The organism is Azospirillum lipoferum, from assembly GCF_024170005.1.
Taxonomy (GTDB): Bacteria; Pseudomonadota; Alphaproteobacteria; order Azospirillales; family Azospirillaceae; genus Azospirillum; species Azospirillum lipoferum.
Map to the genome: position 1 here is coordinate 25371 of NZ_JALJXJ010000004.1, position 15745 is coordinate 41115.

The 15745-nt window shown below is 66.8% G+C and carries 16 protein-coding genes and 2 tRNA genes; 9 read left to right on the forward strand and 9 right to left on the reverse strand.

Annotated features, from left to right (window positions below):
• Positions 1-114: 114 nt before the first annotated feature.
• Entirely contained in the window at positions 115-1500 is a 1386-nt protein-coding gene (locus J2848_RS10205; RefSeq protein WP_149230917.1) for an alginate export family protein, read from the forward strand.
• A gap of 159 nt (positions 1501-1659) precedes the next feature.
• On the opposite strand, the gene J2848_RS10210 is transcribed toward J2848_RS10205, so the two are convergent.
• Positions 1660-2346, reverse strand: a complete 687-nt coding sequence (locus J2848_RS10210; RefSeq protein ID WP_149230918.1) for an alpha/beta fold hydrolase — start codon at positions 2344-2346, stop codon at positions 1660-1662.
• Positions 2347-2454: 108 nt separating this feature from the next.
• Positions 2455-3072 (reverse strand): DedA family protein, encoded by a 618-nt coding sequence (locus J2848_RS10215; protein ID WP_170307016.1) that lies wholly within the window; start codon positions 3070-3072, stop codon positions 2455-2457.
• Positions 3073-3218: 146 nt separating this feature from the next.
• On the opposite strand from J2848_RS10215, the gene J2848_RS10220 reads away from it, so the two are divergent.
• Positions 3219-3698 (forward strand): Lrp/AsnC family transcriptional regulator, encoded by a 480-nt coding sequence (locus tag J2848_RS10220; protein ID WP_109110365.1) that lies wholly within the window; start codon positions 3219-3221, stop codon positions 3696-3698.
• Positions 3699-3773: 75 nt separating this feature from the next.
• On the opposite strand, the gene J2848_RS10225 is transcribed toward J2848_RS10220, so the two are convergent.
• Both J2848_RS10225 and J2848_RS10230 read right to left on the reverse strand, forming a co-directional pair.
• Entirely contained in the window at positions 3774-4385 is a 612-nt protein-coding gene (locus J2848_RS10225; RefSeq protein ID WP_149230919.1) for a cold-shock protein, read from the reverse strand.
• A gap of 243 nt (positions 4386-4628) precedes the next feature.
• A complete protein-coding gene (locus J2848_RS10230; RefSeq protein WP_149230920.1) occupies positions 4629-5126 on the reverse strand; it encodes a YchJ family protein in 498 nt (165 codons plus the stop codon).
• Between the two features lie 194 nt (positions 5127-5320).
• On the opposite strand from J2848_RS10230, the gene rnhB reads away from it, so the two are divergent.
• The 3 genes from rnhB to J2848_RS10245 all read left to right on the forward strand — a co-directional run bounded on the left by rnhB (position 5321) and on the right by J2848_RS10245 (position 7630).
• Positions 5321-5986: a ribonuclease HII gene (gene rnhB, locus J2848_RS10235; RefSeq protein ID WP_149230921.1), complete on the forward strand. Its 666-nt coding sequence runs from the start codon at positions 5321-5323 to the stop codon at positions 5984-5986.
• An 89-nt stretch (positions 5987-6075) separates the two neighbouring features.
• Complete coding sequence (locus J2848_RS10240; RefSeq protein WP_149230922.1) at positions 6076-7158, forward strand: site-specific DNA-methyltransferase; 1083 nt, start codon at positions 6076-6078, stop codon at positions 7156-7158.
• An 88-nt stretch (positions 7159-7246) separates the two neighbouring features.
• Complete coding sequence (locus J2848_RS10245) at positions 7247-7630, forward strand: dihydroneopterin aldolase (RefSeq protein WP_149230923.1); 384 nt, start codon at positions 7247-7249, stop codon at positions 7628-7630.
• Between the two features lie 41 nt (positions 7631-7671).
• On the opposite strand, the gene J2848_RS10250 is transcribed toward J2848_RS10245, so the two are convergent.
• Positions 7672-8250, reverse strand: coding sequence for a hypothetical protein (locus J2848_RS10250; protein WP_246193788.1), 579 nt, complete (start codon positions 8248-8250; stop codon positions 7672-7674).
• Between the two features lie 218 nt (positions 8251-8468).
• Between J2848_RS10250 and J2848_RS10255 the strand changes: the two genes are divergently transcribed.
• From J2848_RS10255 to J2848_RS10265, 3 genes are all read left to right on the forward strand, one after another.
• Positions 8469-8544: transfer RNA gene (locus J2848_RS10255), tRNA-Asn, on the forward strand.
• A gap of 4 nt (positions 8545-8548) precedes the next feature.
• Positions 8549-8625 (forward strand) — tRNA-Asp (locus tag J2848_RS10260).
• Between the two features lie 174 nt (positions 8626-8799).
• Positions 8800-9546: a glucose 1-dehydrogenase gene (locus J2848_RS10265; RefSeq protein ID WP_149230925.1), complete on the forward strand. Its 747-nt coding sequence runs from the start codon at positions 8800-8802 to the stop codon at positions 9544-9546.
• Between the two features lie 29 nt (positions 9547-9575).
• Here the strand turns inward: J2848_RS10265 and J2848_RS10270 are convergent, their stop codons facing one another.
• On the reverse strand, positions 9576-10133 hold the full coding sequence (locus tag J2848_RS10270) for a DUF3306 domain-containing protein (protein WP_170307017.1): 558 nt from the start codon (positions 10131-10133) through the stop codon (positions 9576-9578).
• A complete protein-coding gene (locus J2848_RS10275) occupies positions 10126-10704 on the reverse strand; it encodes a DUF3305 domain-containing protein (protein WP_149230927.1) in 579 nt (192 codons plus the stop codon). Before J2848_RS10275 ends, J2848_RS10270 begins: the two co-directional genes overlap by 8 nt.
• A 148-nt stretch (positions 10705-10852) precedes the next feature.
• Between J2848_RS10275 and J2848_RS10280 the strand changes: the two genes are divergently transcribed.
• On the forward strand, positions 10853-11284 hold the full coding sequence (locus J2848_RS10280) for a hypothetical protein (protein ID WP_149230928.1): 432 nt from the start codon (positions 10853-10855) through the stop codon (positions 11282-11284).
• Positions 11285-11291: 7 nt separating this feature from the next.
• On the opposite strand, the gene J2848_RS10285 is transcribed toward J2848_RS10280, so the two are convergent.
• On the reverse strand, positions 11292-12080 hold the full coding sequence (locus J2848_RS10285) for a phytochelatin synthase family protein (RefSeq protein ID WP_246193789.1): 789 nt from the start codon (positions 12078-12080) through the stop codon (positions 11292-11294).
• A gap of 299 nt (positions 12081-12379) precedes the next feature.
• A complete protein-coding gene (locus tag J2848_RS10290) occupies positions 12380-15532 on the reverse strand; it encodes a carbohydrate-binding domain-containing protein (RefSeq protein WP_149230930.1) in 3153 nt (1050 codons plus the stop codon).
• Positions 15533-15745 lie beyond the last annotated feature (213 nt).

Genomic DNA, 15745 nt, shown 5'->3' on the forward strand with positions numbered 1-15745 from the left:
GTGACGGTTCAGGCGCAGGTGCTTGAACCGTCCACACCCAAGTCCGGGGGCGGAGCAAGCCGTTCCGCCCGAACCGGCGCAAAAAATCAAGACATCACGAACGGAGAGTGCTTCATGTGCAACGCCCTGCGCGTCGCGCCACGGACCGGTGCGCGCCCTTTCACGTCGGTCTGCCTTGCCGGCACCGTTTTGCTGGCGCTGACCGCCGCCGCACATGCCGACGTGACGCTCCATGAGCAGAACGGAGTCACGCTGGAAGGCGGCCTGACCGCCGGCCTCGGCGCCATCAGCGTCAGGAACGCCAATCTCGGCGCCGGCGTGGTCACACCGGACGGCAAGGTGCAGAAGGATCGCAACTGGGCCGAAGGCTACATCGCCCCCAGCCTGAAGCTGACCTATGTGACCGAAGGCGCCGGAACCCTCTACAGCGGCGTGCGTGCGGTGTCGAGCGGGACGGGCGGCGACGGCGATGCCGGCGGCTTCACCCAGGGCCGCCAGGGCCGCACCGACCTCGACAACCTCTATGTCGGCTGGAAGAGCGGCGATCTGCTGTCCAGCCTGGGCAAGGACGCCGTCGATCTCGCCTATGGCCGGCAGAACTTCGTGATCGGCGACAGCTTCATCATCGGCGACGGCACGCTGGATTCGCAGCGGCAGGGCACCTACTGGCTGGGGCCGCGCCGTGGCTGGAACACCGGCACCGCCGTCGCCAAGTTCGACATCGCACCGGTCCATGCCGACCTGTTCCGTCTGAAGAGCGACAGGAACAGCAACACCGACATCATCTATGGCGGCAATCTGGAATGGCGCTTCGGAGCGGAGGGCGGGGCGGAAGGCAAAAGCTCGCTCGGCGCTTCCTATATGCGCATCGACCAGTCGAACCTGCCGACCCGCAAGGGCATGGACATCTACAACCTGCGTGCCCTCGGGCTCACCATTCCGTCGGTTCCCGGCCTGACCCTGTCGTCGGAATATGTGAAGGAGCACAACAGCCGCGCCGGTGTCCAGCTGGATGCCTCCGCCTGGTATGGCGAGGCCGCGTATACCTTCACTGATGTGACCTGGACGCCGCGCGCCAGCTATCGCTACAGCCAGTTCAGCGGCGACAATCCGGGAACGGCCAAGAGCGAAGGGTTCGACCCGCTCCATCTGGGCGCGCCGCGCTGGGGCAGCTGGCTTCAGGGCGAGATCAACGGCCAGTATTTCCCAACCTCCAACAGCAACGTGAAGGTCCACAATGTCCAGTTCGCCGTCCAACCGACCGAGACGCTGACGCTGACCGCCCTGCTGTACGACTTCCGCTTCGACCGCAAGCCGGCCGGCATCACCAGCGGCCATGTCGGCAACGAGATCAACCTCGCGGCCGACTGGGCGGCGACGCCCAACCTGCTGGTCTCGGCGGCGGTCGGCCAGTTCTTCGCCGGGGACGGCGGCAAGCAGCTTCTGCGGGGCAACAAGGACAGCACTGTCTTCGAACTGGCGGCGATCTTCACCTACTGAACTGGTTTGCGACGGATTGGCGTTCCGGCTGGTTCCGCCGGGCGACAGTAGCCCATAGCTATAGCGCCGTGCGTTTCATATTAAACGCACGGCGCTATAGCTTTCTGTTTGACGATCGGATTCACGCTTCAAATCGATTCCGATTTTACGCGATCCGATCTAGGCAGTGCGGGCCGCCTCGACGATCACCGCCGCCACTGCATCCGGGCGCGACAGGTGGGGAGCATGACCGCTGTCGACCTCCACCGTCCGGGCACCGATGCGCGACGCGGTGGCGCGCAGGAAGTCCGGCGGCAGCATGCGGTCCTGGCTGGCGACGACATACCAGGAGGGCTTGGTCTTCCAGGCGGCGGCGCTGACCTTGGTGGCGAAGCAGGCCGCCGCTACCGGCCCCTGGGTGGCGGCCAGCAGGGCAGCGTCCTCCGCCGGCAGATCCTGGGCGAAGTTGCGGGCCATACCCTCCAGCGTCAGGGTCAGGAAGCGGCCCTTGTCCACCGACACTCCTGTCAGCCCGGCCGACGGCGGGAAGGGCTTCAGCGTGTCGTTCGGTGACTGCCCGGCATCGGGGGCGAAGGCGGCGATGTAGACCAGGGACTTCACCCGCTCCTGCTCACCGATCTGGGTGACGACGGCACCGCCCCAGGAATGGCCGACCAGCACCACCGGCCCCTTGCTCCGGTCGATGGCGCGCTGGACATGGGCGACATCGTCCTCCAGCGAGACCAGCGGGTTCTGCACCGCGACCGCCGCGAAGCCTTCCGCCTGCAAGCGGGGGATCACCCGGCCCCAGGAGGAGCCGTCGGCGAAGGCGCCATGGACGAGGATGATGGTCGGGGTTTGGCTCATGGAATCGGCTCCCGCTGGCGGTCGGACAAGCCAGTCAGAGCATGGGGAGAGCCGGACCGTCCAGCCGGGACGGGGAGCTTTTCCTCTGGGTGGAAAAGGGCTTGGGCTTTATTCCGCGGGCTGCTGGCTCGTCCGCCGGCCGAAGGTGGCGACGCGGTAGACGTACCAGAGGGCGACCACGGCGGCGACGATGTTGGAGACCGGGTTCAGCCAGCCGGCGACCTGCTGATAGCGGTCCTCCAGCAGATAGCCGGCGGTGGCGAGGAAGCTCGTCCAGATCACGGTGCCGATGGTGGTGTAGAGCAGGAAGGGCGTCAGCGCCATGTTCGACACCCCGGCGGGGATCGAGATCAGCGTGCGCACCGCCGGGATCATCCGGCCGATCAGCACCGCCCGGCCGCCATGCTCGCGGAAATGGGCGGCGGCCTCGTCCACCTCCTCCGGCGCGATGGTCAGCCAGCGGCCATGGCGGGCGGCCCACTGCTTCAGCCGGCTGCTGCCGACCCAGCGGCCGATCCCGTACCAGAACAGCGCCCCCAGCACGGCGCCCGCCGTGCCCGAGACGATGATCATCGGCAGGCCGAGGTCGCCGCGCGCGGCGGTGAAGCCGGCCAGCGGCAGGATCAGCTCCGACGGGATGGGGGGAAACAGATTCTCCGCGAACATCAGCAGAGCGACGCCGAGATAGCCCGTCTGCTCCACCATACCGACGATCCAATCGAACACGCTTGTCCTCCTCGTGCCTGCCGATCCGCACCCACCACCGGGCCAACACCCGGAAGGGGGGATTGGTTGCACGGAAGGGCTCGCACCGGCCGGTGGCTCTGCTTATGTTTGCAGATGCAACGATTGGATGGACGGAGAAGGCGCCAATGGCGGCGATCAAGCTCGACCGGCATGAGAAGGGTATCCTGGCGGCCCTGCAGGAGAACGCCCGCCTGACCATGCAGGAGCTGGGCGACACCGTCGGCCTGTCAGCCTCCCCCTGCTGGCGCCGGGTGCGGTCGATGGAGGACATCGGCGTCATCCGCCGCTACACGGTGCAACTCGACCCGCGCAAGCTGGGGCTGGGCGAATGCGTCTTCGCCCATGTCACCCTGGAACGCCACAAGGAGAATGCGGTCGAACAGTTCGAAACCGCCATCGCCGGCATGCCGGAGGTGCTGGAATGCTTCGCCGTCACCGGCGACGCCGACTATCTGCTGCGTATCGTCGTGCCGACCACCGAGGATTACGGCCGCTTCCTCAGCGAGCGCATCTTCTCCATCCCCGCGGTGTCGCACGTCAAATCGAGCGTCACCCTGAAGGAGGTGAAGTTCGAGACCCGCCTGCCGCTGGACCATCTGGAGTGAGTGGAAATCGGCAATGAAAAAGCCCCCGCTCCGGTGGAGCGGGGGCTTTTTCACATCACAACGACCGATGAGAGATCAGGCCATCTCGATGCGCTGAGCCTCGGGGCCCTTGGCGCCCTGGCGGATGGTGACGCGAACCTGCGCACCGTCGTCCAGGCCGTTGATGCCCGACCGCTCCAGCGCACGGATGTGCACGAAGATGTCCTTGCCGCCGGTGGACGGGGCGATGAAGCCGAAGCCCTTCGACACGTTGAACCACTTCACCGTGCCGTCGACGACTTCGCCGCTGTCCGAATCGCCATAGCTGTCGGCGCCGTAGCCGCCGCGGCTGCCGCCGTAGCTGTTGCCGCCGCCGTAGCCGCCGTCGTTGCCCCAGCTGTCACGCTCGCGCGGGGCGCGCGACGGACGGCTCGGAGCGGCGGTCGAGGTGTCGACCGCGTGGATGGTGGCGACCTGCGGGCCCTTCGGGCCGCGCGACAGGTCGCAGGTGATGGTGGCGCCTTCGGGCAGGCTGTCGTGTCCGCAGAACTGCAGAACCGTGGAGTGCAGGAAAGCGTCGGGCGAGCCATCGTCAGGGGTGACGAAGCCGAAGCCCTTGGTGGCGTTGAACCACTTGACGGTGGCGCGGATGTCGCGCTGGGTGATTTCAGGAGCGCGGAAGGAAGAGCGCTGCGGACGGTCGAACATCAGTATCGTCTCATCTGTCGTGTTAAACCCCGCCCCGGCAAGAACCAAAGAGGGAGACCCGGAACAGGGCGAGCGAAGGATGATCGGTTCCGACCCATAATTCAATCAGGATTGCGAATTTTCCCCATACGCGCACAACAAAAGCACCGCCGCCGCCTGTGGGGCAGGCGGAGCGGAGCAATTTGGCCGTATTTTGTGCAGGTGCAGCGTGACGACTCAGCCGCGACTCAATGTGGGAGCCGGTCAGGCGCCGTGGCACTTCTTGTACTTCTTGCCGCTGCCGCAGGGGCAGGGGTCGTTGCGGCCGACCTTGGGGCCGCTGCGCGGGCGGGCGCCCAGCTGGCCGTCCACATAGTACCAGCGGCCGTCCTGGTGGGTGAAGCGGCTGGTCTCGTGGTGGGTCATCGGCTTGCCGTTCATGCTGAAACGGGCGACGAACTCCACGATCCCCTCGCTGTCGCCGGGCTGGCCGGCCTCGGTCGAGCGGATCTCCACGCCGGTCCACACGCTGTTCTTCGCCCAGGTCTCGATCTCTTCGCGGTTGAAGTCGTCGCGGGTGCTGGGCAGCAGCGTGTCGTGCAGGTAATCGATGTTGCCGGTGGCGAAGGCGGAATAGCGCGAGCGCATCAGCGCCTCCGCCGTCGGGGCGGGCATGCCGGCCAGATAGGGTCCGCAGCAGGCGTCCAGCGGCTTGCCGGAACGGCAGGGGCAGTCGGCGGCGGTCTGGATGGTGTCGGTCATGGCCTGCTCTTCAGGTGATGGCGTGGTCCGGCTTTGCGGGGCGCATCCATAGCGCAGCCATGCGCCGCTTCTCAAGAGGCTGGTTGACGCGAATGGCTGCCAACCGGCCCGGTCTTGCGCCGGGACTCCCGCCCGGTTATCAAGCGGCCCCATCCCGATCCGTATTCCCCTGCTGCCCGGAAGGCTGCCCGCCCATGCCTGCCAAAGCGCCCCGCAAAGCCGCCGTCCCCCGGCAGCGCCCCGACCTGTCGCTGGAGGCCGGCTTCGGCCCCGGCCGCCGCGTCTGTGGCATCGACGAAGTGGGGCGCGGCCCGCTCTGCGGCCCGGTGGTTGCCGCCGCAGTGGTCCTGCCGCCCGAAGGGCTGCCGCCGGAGATCGCCGCGCAAATCGACGACAGCAAGGCCGTCACCCGCCGCCTGCGCGAGGAGATCGAGCCGGCGATCCGGACTCATGCGTTGGCCTTCGCCATCGCCGAGGCGTCGGCCGCGGAGATCGACGAGCTGAACATCCACAAGGCGACGCTGCTGGCGATGAAGCGGGCCTATCAGGCGCTGCCCGGCCCGGCTCCCGACGCGGCGCTGATCGACGGCAAATTCACCCCGGACATCGCGTGCGAGCGGGTGGCGGTCGTCAAGGGCGACAGCCGCAGCCAGTCCATCGCCGCCGCCTCTATTCTCGCTAAAGTGGCGCGCGACAGCGAGATGTTGCGGTTGTCGGTCCAGTATCCACACTATGGATGGGACCGAAACGCCGGCTATCCGACACCCGAGCATCTGGAAGCATTGACCCGCCATGGTGTCACGCCGCATCACCGAGTCAGTTTTGCACCAGTGAAACGCCAAAAGGCGCTAAGCGGCTGAGCCGTCGTCACTTGGCAAAGAAAGCTGTTGACGGCGACTCGGCCGCGACTCATTGTCCGGCCGAGTCTCAGTTCTTTGCCGGTCGCATCATGCTCCCTGAAAACCGTATCCTGGTCGGCGATTGCATCGCTCTCATGAACGATCTGCCGCCCGCGTCGGTCGATCTCGTCTTCGCCGATCCGCCCTACAACTTGCAGTTGGGGGGTGAGCTGCTGCGGCCGAACCACACCCGCGTCGCCGGGGTGGATGACGAGTGGGACAAGTTCGACGATTTCGAAGCCTATGACCGCTTCACCCAGGACTGGATGGCGGCGGCCCGCCGCATCCTGAAGCCGGAAGGCTCGCTGTGGGTGATCGGCAGCTACCACAACATCTTCCGCGTCGGCGCCACCTTGCAGAATCTGGGCTTCTGGATTCTGAACGACATCGTCTGGCGCAAGACCAATCCGATGCCGAACTTCCGCGGCACCCGCTTCGCCAATGCCCACGAGACGATGATCTGGGCGGCCCGCGACAAGGATGCGCGCTATCGCTTCAATTACGACGCGATGAAGAGCCTCAACGAGGATCTTCAGATGCGCAGCGACTGGCTGCTGCCGATCTGCAGCGGCGGCGAGCGCCTGCGCGACGAGGAGGGCAAGAAGACCCACCCGACGCAGAAGCCGGAATCGCTGCTGTACCGGGTGATCCTGTCCTCGTCCCGCCCCGGCGACGTCGTGCTGGATCCCTTCTTCGGCACCGGCACCACCGGTGCGGTCGCCAAGCGGCTGGGCCGCAAATGGATCGGGCTGGAGCGCGACGACACCTACGTCAAGGCCGCCCAGGCCCGCATCGACGCGGTGGAGGAAGCGCCGGAGGCGGCGATCCTCGACACCCCGCCGAAGCGCGCCGCACCGCGCATCCCCTTCGGCTGGGTGGTGGAGCGCGGGCTGCTGCGCCCCGGCTCGACCCTGTTCGACCAGCGCCGCCGCGTCGCCGCCCGCGTGCGCGCCGACGGCACGCTGATCGGTTCCGGCCCGCGCGGCGACCATCGCGGCTCGATCCATCAGGTGGGTGCGGCGATGGCCGGGCTGCCGGCCTGCAACGGCTGGACCTTCTGGCATTACGAGGAGGGCGAGGATCTGCGCCCGATCGACGTGCTGCGCGAGCGCATCCGTTCGGAAATGCACTGAGTCCGTCCCAGACCTGTCCGTCTGACATAGGCGCCACCGGGGACGGTTGCTTGGCAGCGGTGGCGTTGCCGTGTTAGGGCTGTCGCCCATGAACAAGCTCTTCGCCACCGTTACCGCCCCGGTGCCGCGCTCGGCCCCGGCGGTGCTGTCCACCCGTTGTTTCGTCCGTGATCTGGTGATGGACGCGCTGATCGGCGTCTATGCCCATGAACGGCTAAAGTCCCAGCGCATCCGCCTGAACCTGGACCTTGAGGTGATCGCCCCCGGCGTCACCGGCGAGGACATGGCGACCATCGTCAAGGGCGTCGTCACCCAGGGCCATGTCACGCTGGTGGAAACGCTGGCCGAACGCATCGCCGAGCGCTGCCTTGCCGACGCGCGGGTGACGATGGCCAAGGTCCGGGTGGAAAAGCTGGACGTGTTCCCCGACGCTGCCAGTGTCGGCGTGGAGATCGAACGCGCCCGCGGGTGAGGATAAGGGGCTGAGAGTAAGTTAGCCCCTCACCGCCCCCCTTATCGCCGCAGCGGCACCGCCCGCTTGACCAGCCGGCGGTCCATGTCCGCACTCGCCACCGTCGGTTCGCCCAGGCTGCGCATGACGAAGGCGAAGGTGTCCATCACCCGGTCCAGCACAATCTCGTTGTCGTCCAGGCGCCGGCTGACCGACACCACGGCATAACCGGCGGCGCGGGCCACCGCCGGTTCGCCGCGCAGGCCGCGCACGCCCCATCCCGCCAACGCATCCTTGCAGCGGAACAGCTCGGCGGCAAAGCCGCCGGCCGACTGGGTACGGCCGACCACATAGGCGGCGGCGACCGCCAGCGGCGCAAGCAGCCCGTCCCAATCCAGGCAATCCTCCCGCCCGACCCACACCCCGCCGACCGAGCAGGCGGCGGCGCCGATCGCCTCGCCCAGACCGGCGCGGAAGGCGCGCAGCGAGTCCACCGCGTCGGCCGCCGGCATCGGTTCCACCCGGCGCCCCTCCGGCATCAGCATCAGCCGGCCCGCCCATTCCGACGAGGGCGGCAGCTGTTCGGTCAGGCGCGCGAGCAGCGCCTCGCGGGCGGCGGCGAAGGGGACGACCTCGGACATCGGGGCCTGCGGCAATGGTGGGGAGGGGAGGGCGAGAAAAAGCCTGAGATGCCTCGAACTGTCAAGAGCAAGCCTGTCCGCCGGCAACCAATGGCTGCGGTTGGTGTGCCTTGTCACAGGCGCAGGGCGCGAAATCGGCCTCTTCCGGAAAAAATGCTGAGCTTTGCTTTTTTCCGCTTGCCAGGATTCGTCATCGGCCATATAAGGCGGGCCTCCGTTCCCGGTTAGCTCAGTTGGTAGAGCAGCGGACTGTTAATCCGCTTGTCGCTGGTTCGAGTCCAGCACCGGGAGCCATCGCGCGGGTGTAGCTCAGTTGGTTAGAGCGCCGGCCTGTCACGCCGGAGGCCGCGGGTTCAAGTCCCGTCACTCGCGCCATTCTCTCCTATATCTCTCCAAAATGATGTAGCGGATGATGGCGGCTGCCCCAGCGGGCGGCTTCGCGCTATCATGCTTTCTTCGCCGTGTTCACGATGCGGCCGATGGTGCCGGTTTCCTGTTGAACGGAGTCCACGCGCCCAACGGCCGCGCACAGCCGGGAAGGAACCGCTCATGCGTTTGTCTGACAAGGTCGCCGTCGTCACCGGCGGGGGATCGGGCTTCGGCGAGGGCATCGCCCGCCGCTTCGCCGCCGAAGGAGCCCGCGTCATCGTCGCCGACCTGGACGAGGCCGCCGCCGGCCGCGTCGCCGACAGCCTGGGGGAGACGGCCTTGGCCGTCCGCGCCGACGTCGCGGTGGGCGAGGATTACGAGGCCATCGTCTCTGCAGCACTCGGCGAGTTCGGGCGGCTCGACATCCTGGTCAACAATGCCGGCTACACCCACCGCTATGGCTCGATGCTGGACGTGGACGAGGCCACCTTCGACCGCATCTATGCCGTCAACGTGAAGTCGATCTATCACAGCGCCATCCACGCCGTGCCGGTGTTCCGCGCCCAGGGCGGCGGCGTGATCCTGAACATCGCCTCCACCGCCGGGCTGCGGCCGCGGCCGAACCTGACCTGGTACAACGGCTCCAAGGGCGCCGTCATCACGCTCACCAAGTCGATGGCGGCGGAGCTGGCATCCGACAATGTCCGGGTCTGCGCCATCGCCCCCGTCGCCGGCGAGACCGGCATGCTCCACCGCTTCATGGGGCAGGACACGCCGGAACGCCGCGAACAGTTCCTCAGCAGCATCCCGCTGGGGCGTTTGTCGACGCCGGGGGACATCGCCAACGCGGCGCTCTACCTGTGCTCCGACGAGGGGAACTTTCTGACCGGCGTGTGCCTGGAGGTGGATGGGGGGCGCTGTATTTGAGCGTGTTTGTGCGTGGTTAGACCCCCACCCTAACCCTCCCCCGCTGGGCGGGGGAGGGAACTCTGTTCCTCTTTCAACTCAGCTGCCAATCTCCCTCCTCCGCCCAGCGGGGGAGGGTCGGGGTGGGGGCAAGTGGTGGCGGTGTCAGGCACCTGCCCAGCCACCACCATCTCCTCCTCAACCGTCTCTTCCTCCTCCCGCTTCTCATCCGGCAGCACGGCCTCGAGCAGGCGGGCGATGTCGTCGGTGGGCCGCAGGGCGCCATAGCCCGGCGCGTTGTAGTCCCAGTCATATTCGGCAAAGCCGCGGAAGCCGGCGATGACCGGATCGCTCACCCAAGCCTTGCGCAGAGCCTCACGGCGCAGTTCCGCCGGCACCTCGCGGCGGAGAAAGCCGGTGTAGTCGCTGTCGGAACCCAGACTATCCAGCGGGGGCAGTTCCGGCGCCTCCTCCACCACCTCCGTCTCGGCCGTTTCCATCGGCTCCGGCTTCGGCACCAGCGAAGCGGCCGGCTCCTCTGCCCGCGCCTCGCGCTTCATTCGCGACCAGCGGCCGAGGAAGCCTTCCTCCTCCTCCCGCTCAGCCATGCCGTGCCGGTCCCTGCGGCAGTCCGGTCCTGCGGTGCTGTGCCAGGGCTTCCGGATCGGCACGGTCGCGTTTGCGTTTGTGGAAGGGGCGCTCGACATGGTGGCGGGCGACGAAGCCGTCCATCCACAGGACCAGCGGGATCGGCAGCGGCAGCGCCTCGATCACGTCGTCGCCGGCTTCGGCATGGGCATCGATCTCGCCGGGGTCGGCGGTGACCGCCAGCAGCCGCACCCCCGGTGCCGGGCCGCCCGGCCGCAGGATGACGTAGGCGCTGGGGCTGCCGCCGTCGAGGTTGTGCTTGTAGTTCTCGGCCTCGGTCGGGAACAGGGCGATCTCGGCGGTGCCGGCATAATGGCGGGTCCAGTCCGGCCCCTCGGCCAGCACGCTCCAGTCGGGCAGGGTGGGGTCGGCCGGGACCAGCATCACCGGCTGCCAGCAGGCCTCGATCCAGGGATTGTCGACGCGCCGCCGCTCCACCACCACGCCGACGCTGCGCCGTTCGGCGCGGTCGGGCGGCGAGGCCGTGGAGGTCGGTGGTGAGGTGGCGGAGGACGGGAACTCGCTTGGCATTGTCGGTGTTCCTGATGGGCTGGGACCGGACGGCCGAAGCCGGACTCTGTCTCCGGTACAACGCGCCCGCGGCGGTTTGGTGCCGCCGCGTTTCGGACTCCAACGGCTTTCCCCGAAAGGCCCGACTGCTCAAAAGAAAGGATGCGCCATGCGCAAGATCGCCGCCGCCCTGCTGCTGTCGGGGCTCCTGTCCGGCCTGCCGTTGCTCGGCGCCACGGCGCAGCAGCCGGATCAGCAGCAGAGCCAGCAGCAGCCCGGAGCCGACCAGCCAGGGGCAGCAGCTGTCGAGTCCGGATCGAAGGAGTCCGCCGGCGACGCGCTCGCCCGCGACGGCAAGGTCCAGCAGAGCCAGGATCCGCATCCCACGGCCCAGGGCACCAAGCCGCCGAACCCGTCCAGCTCCGCTGCGACCGGCAGCCAGGAATTGCAGCAGGCGCTCGCCGACGTGCGCCGGGCGCCGCCTGACCTGAACGGCAACCCGGTGCCTCGCCCGAACCAGTGGGCGAGCGAACCGGACCAGCCGAACGAGCCGACCCGGTCGCAGAACCCCTCCGACCTGACCAGCCAGGAGGTGAAGTAGAGGGGGCTTAGCCTGAAACCCGGCGGCCGCGGACGCGGATCAACCCGCTGCCCTCGGGGTCGGCGTGGTCCGGCTTCAGCATGGCCTCCAGCAGCCGGGCGTCGCTGGTCCAGTAGGGGACGTACCATGTCCGGTCGGGGTCCATCACCAGCGCGCGCCTGTTGGCCGCGTCATAGGCGCCCAGCGGGGCGATGTGACCGAGGCCGACGTCCCCGGTCAGCGTGCCCTGATCGAAGGCCAGCAGGATGATATCGTCGGCGTTGCGCTCGTTGTCGGACAGGATGCGGCGCAGCTCCGCCAGCGTGGCGGGGGAGGTGTCGCGCGGGCGCCAGACCTCCACCTCGGCGTCGATGCCGTAGGCGCTCAGGCTGCGGCGGACATAGGCGATCAGCTCGCCGAAGGAGATGCCTTCGCCATCGTCGTCGGTCGCCTCGCGCCAATGGTCGTCGTCCAGCCGGTCGAGCAGCTGCTTGGCGGTCACCAGCCGTTCCGACGCCAGCCCCGGCAGCCCGCGCAGCGCGTTCAGCATCATCACCACGCTGGCCACCGAGCAGGAGGCGCCGGTCGTCTGCGGCACGTAATAGGGGCTGAGCGCCCAGTAATCCGGTGCCGGCGTGGTGCGGACGAAATCGGCGGAGCGGGTGATCGGCAGGGCGTCCGGGCCGAACTTGGGCTTCCTGTCGTCCTGTGCTCCTTGGGCCAGGGCGGGTACCGTCATACAACAGGCGGTCCACAGCAGGAGGCTGGCCCCCAGGGTCTTCGCCACGGCTCCTGCGGTCCACGTCGCTTGCGTCATCGGAAACTGTCTCGGTCCGTCCAATCTGGAATGGGAATGCGCCCCGCTCCGTCTGCGGCGGGATGCCGCATGCATATGGTGCGCTGCAGCACCGACGCCAAGCAGGGGGCAAGGCTGCGCCGATTGCGCTTGCGCCTGGCGCTCACGCCGTCTTGGGAATGGGTTGCCGAAATGCATGTGGGCGGAGCCTCCGTTGCTCGACCTTCGAGCAAAACAGGCTCCGCCCACGACAGGGGCCGGCTCATCGAGGGCGTACCCCCGATGCGCCGGCTATCAGGATCGTCTATCGGTACCGGCGATCAGACGCCGTCCCAGAAATGTTCCAGCCCGACCGCGGCGACGCCGTCAGCCCCCATCTTCGCCCAGGCGAGGTCGTGAATGCCCATGGCGAAGGCCGGCGAGGAGGCCTGGAGCGAATAGTCGCCCCAATAGGCGTTGTTGAACATCGGCTTGCCGATCACGTCATGGTCGCCGTATTTCGGCACGTTGTAGACGAGGTTGTTGTCGATGACGAAGTCGTTGGCGCTCAGCAGCTCGGTGTAGTCGTCCAGCGGCAGGGTGCCCATCACCACGTTCTTGGTGATCGTGTTGTTGTGCGGGTCGCCGGCCGTGCCGTGCACCGGCTGCCATTCGATGCGGATGAAGTCTTCCTTGTTGCTGGCGATGACCGAGAAATTGTTGGTCACCACGTTGTTGTCGCCGCCATGGATCTGCACCGAAGCCCAGTCGGCGTCCTTGATGAAGTTGTCCTTGACGGTGATGCCGCCGGCCATGTCGTCCAGATAGATGCCGAAGCCCTTCTGGCCGGGCAGCCAGGTGTCCTGGTTGCTGGTGGCGAGGCCGTTGGCATGCTCGATCCGGTTGCCCTGGATGATCATGCCGGTGTCGACGCTGGACCGGCCCAGGATCTCGATGGCGCCGCCGTCGGCGGTCTCCAAACCGGTGTAGGAGATGTTGTTGAACTGGATGACGTTGTTGTGGTTCACCGTGTTGGTGGTGCCGCCGTAATCCTTGAACGAGATGCCATAGCGGGCGCTGTGGTCGATGTCGTTGTTAGAGATCAGGTTGTTGTCCACCCCGGTGCCGATGATCCCGGCCACCGCCTTGTGCACTTCGCCGATGTTGCTGATCGTGTTGCCATAGATGCTGTTGCCGTTGCTGCGGCCGTCCATCTCGATGCCGTTCTCCGCCAGATGGTTCAGCGTGTTGTGGGCGATCTGGTTGTTGGACGAGCCGGATCCCAGATGGATGGCGGTGCCGACGTTCAGGAAGCTGTTGTCGCTGATGTGGTTGCCGCTGGCCTTCAGCAGGTCGAGCGCGTTGCCGCCGGTGGTGGTGTTCTTGAAGGTCAGCCCGTCGATGGTGACGTCGCTGGCGCCGTTGAGGCGGACCAGCGTGCCCAGCCGCGGCACCTCCACGCCGGTGGAGGCGAAGCCGGAGCTGGCCGCCTTGTAGAGCAGCGCGCCGTCGCTCGTCCGCCAGGCGAACTCGCCCGCCTGATCGACGTAGGAGGCGTTGTTCAGCAGCTTGTAGGTGGTGCCTTCCGCGAAGGGCAGGGAGGCGCCGTTCTTCAGCATGATGGTGCGGGTGGAGGCGTTGAAGCTGGCGATGGTGCCCAGCGTGTCGCCCAGCCGCTCGGCATCCATGATCTGGATGAGCGTGCCCGGCTGGATATCGGCGCTGGTCACGTCGGTGCCGTGCGAGCGGATGGACCAGCCGCTGGGGCCCCCCGAGGCTGCGTCGGCGAAGTGCCAGCCGCTGGTGACGTCGGAGGCGTCATAGGCGAACTTCTCGGCCAGATGCTGGCGCACGTCGCCGACGATCAGGTCGAGGTTGCTGGCCGTGCCGAGCTTGGCCGAATAGAGGCCGTTGCCCTCGCTGGTGAAGCTCTTCACCACTTCGCCGCCGCTCAGGATCGGCTTCTCGCCCGGATAGTTCTGGAAGCTGTGGCCGTTGTCGAGCGAAGTCAGCTCTAGCGTCTTGGTCAGGTGGTACTCGCCGCCGCGGATATAGGTGGTGTCGATGGTCGGGTTGGCCCGCATGGCGGCCTGCGCCTTCTCCAGGCTGGCGAAGGGACCGTCGGTGCCGTCGGCATTCGGGGCCGCCAGCTTGCCCGACCAGCTGTCCTTGCCGTTGGTGGCGACGTAGAAGGCCGGCTTGGTCGGCGGGGTCGGGATCGGCGTCCCGGTGGAGGGCGTGTCGCTGAACAGGTCGGTGCCGGCCTTGATGTTCAGAGCGCCGCCCCAATAGAGGCCTTCCTGGCCCTTGACCACGTCCTTTCCGTCGACCGCACCCTTGTCATAGGTGACGATGCTGTCGGTGACGGCGACGGTGTGGCCGTTGATGGAGACCGACTTGACGAACAGGTTGCGGTCGACGCCGTTGATGGTGGCGTCGTTGTCGTACCAGACCTGGACCGAATGGGCCTTGGTCGGGTCGATGTCGGTGGTGAACTTGTAGCCGGCGGTGGTGGCGGTCGCCTTGGCGTCGCCGATCACCTGCCCGTCGACCAGCAGCTTGAAATGCGCCGCCTGTCCGCCGGCCGAGGTGCCGGAGGCATTGACGACGATGTCCACCGACTTGCTCGGCGGCGGCGGGGGAGGCGGGACATAGGCGCCGCCGAAATATTCCTCCGGCACGCCGAAGGTCAGGGCGCCGCCCCAATAGAGGCCTTCCTGGCCGGCGACGACGAATTTGCCGTCTACCGGGCCCTTGTCGTAGGAGGCCATGTCGGAGGTCGACGCGATGGTCTGACCGTCGATGTTGATCGACTTGACGAACAGGTTGCGGTCGACGCCGTTCACCGTGGCGTCGTTGTCGTACCAGATCTGGATCTTGTGGGCCTCGTTCGGGTCCACCTTGGCGGTAAAGGTGTAATCAGTGGGCGAGGTCGCGCTGACCCAGGCGTCGCCGACCACCTGATCGTCGACCAGCAGCTTGAAGTGCGGGGCCTGGCCGGCGGCGCTGATGCCATAGGCGCTGACCTTGATGATCGTGGTCATGGTGGCGGCCGTCTCGGCGCTCGGCGCCGTGGCGACCGACGGGAACAGGGTGGCGGGCAGCGGCACGTTCAGCGCGCCCGGCCAATACATCTCGGTCTGGCCGGCGATGACGTTCAGGCCGTCAACCTTGCCGGTGTCGTACTTGACCGACGGATCGATCGACAGGATGGTCTTGCCGTTCACCTCGAACGACTTGACGAACAGGTTGCGGTCCACGCCGTTAACCGTATCGTCGTTGTCATAGACCAGCTGCAGCGCGTGCGCCTTGTCGGCCGGCACGTTGGCGGTGAAGACGTAACGCGACTGGGTGGCGGAGGAAACGGTGGCGTCACCGATGCTGGTGCCGTCCAGAAGCAGTTGAAAATGCGGCCATTTTCCGCCGGCCGCCGTGCCCCAGGCATTGACCGCGAAGGTGACCTGGATCGTGCCGTCGGTATTGGTGGTAGCCATTTTGGAACTCCGCTTTATGGGTATCGCCTCGTTCCGCAGGCTCGTCTGTTAGCCTTAATCGGGTACTAACACTTATGGTTAGGAAATTATGAATGAGGGGGTTTCCCGTGGCATGAATGAGACAAAAAACGGACGATTGTTTTTTAGGCGAATCAGTGAAAAATGAAACTCCGCCTCTTCGGCAGAAGCGGCAGAATTTGACCGGCAGTTTTT

Coding starts and splice junctions, on each gene's coding strand:
- J2848_RS10245 (WP_149230923.1), top strand. CDS start 7,247: ATGAACAAGCTCTTCGCCACCGTTACCGCCCCGGTGCCGCGCTCGGCC.
- J2848_RS10220 (WP_109110365.1), top strand. CDS start 3,219: ATGGCGGCGATCAAGCTCGACCGGCATGAGAAGGGTATCCTGGCGGCC.
- J2848_RS10270 (WP_170307017.1), bottom strand. CDS start 10,133: ATGGCTGAGCGGGAGGAGGAGGAAGGCTTCCTCGGCCGCTGGTCGCGA.
- rnhB (WP_149230921.1), top strand. CDS start 5,321: ATGCCTGCCAAAGCGCCCCGCAAAGCCGCCGTCCCCCGGCAGCGCCCC.
- J2848_RS10225 (WP_149230919.1), bottom strand. CDS start 4,385: ATGTTCGACCGTCCGCAGCGCTCTTCCTTCCGCGCTCCTGAAATCACC.
- J2848_RS10210 (WP_149230918.1), bottom strand. CDS start 2,346: ATGAGCCAAACCCCGACCATCATCCTCGTCCATGGCGCCTTCGCCGAC.
- J2848_RS10240 (WP_149230922.1), top strand. CDS start 6,076: ATGCTCCCTGAAAACCGTATCCTGGTCGGCGATTGCATCGCTCTCATG.
- J2848_RS10230 (WP_149230920.1), bottom strand. CDS start 5,126: ATGACCGACACCATCCAGACCGCCGCCGACTGCCCCTGCCGTTCCGGC.
- J2848_RS10275 (WP_149230927.1), bottom strand. CDS start 10,704: ATGCCAAGCGAGTTCCCGTCCTCCGCCACCTCACCACCGACCTCCACG.
- J2848_RS10205 (WP_149230917.1), top strand. CDS start 115: ATGTGCAACGCCCTGCGCGTCGCGCCACGGACCGGTGCGCGCCCTTTC.
- J2848_RS10250 (WP_246193788.1), bottom strand. CDS start 8,250: ATGTCCGAGGTCGTCCCCTTCGCCGCCGCCCGCGAGGCGCTGCTCGCG.
- J2848_RS10285 (WP_246193789.1), bottom strand. CDS start 12,080: ATGACGCAAGCGACGTGGACCGCAGGAGCCGTGGCGAAGACCCTGGGG.
- J2848_RS10265 (WP_149230925.1), top strand. CDS start 8,800: ATGCGTTTGTCTGACAAGGTCGCCGTCGTCACCGGCGGGGGATCGGGC.
- J2848_RS10290 (WP_149230930.1), bottom strand. CDS start 15,532: ATGGCTACCACCAATACCGACGGCACGATCCAGGTCACCTTCGCGGTC.
- J2848_RS10280 (WP_149230928.1), top strand. CDS start 10,853: ATGCGCAAGATCGCCGCCGCCCTGCTGCTGTCGGGGCTCCTGTCCGGC.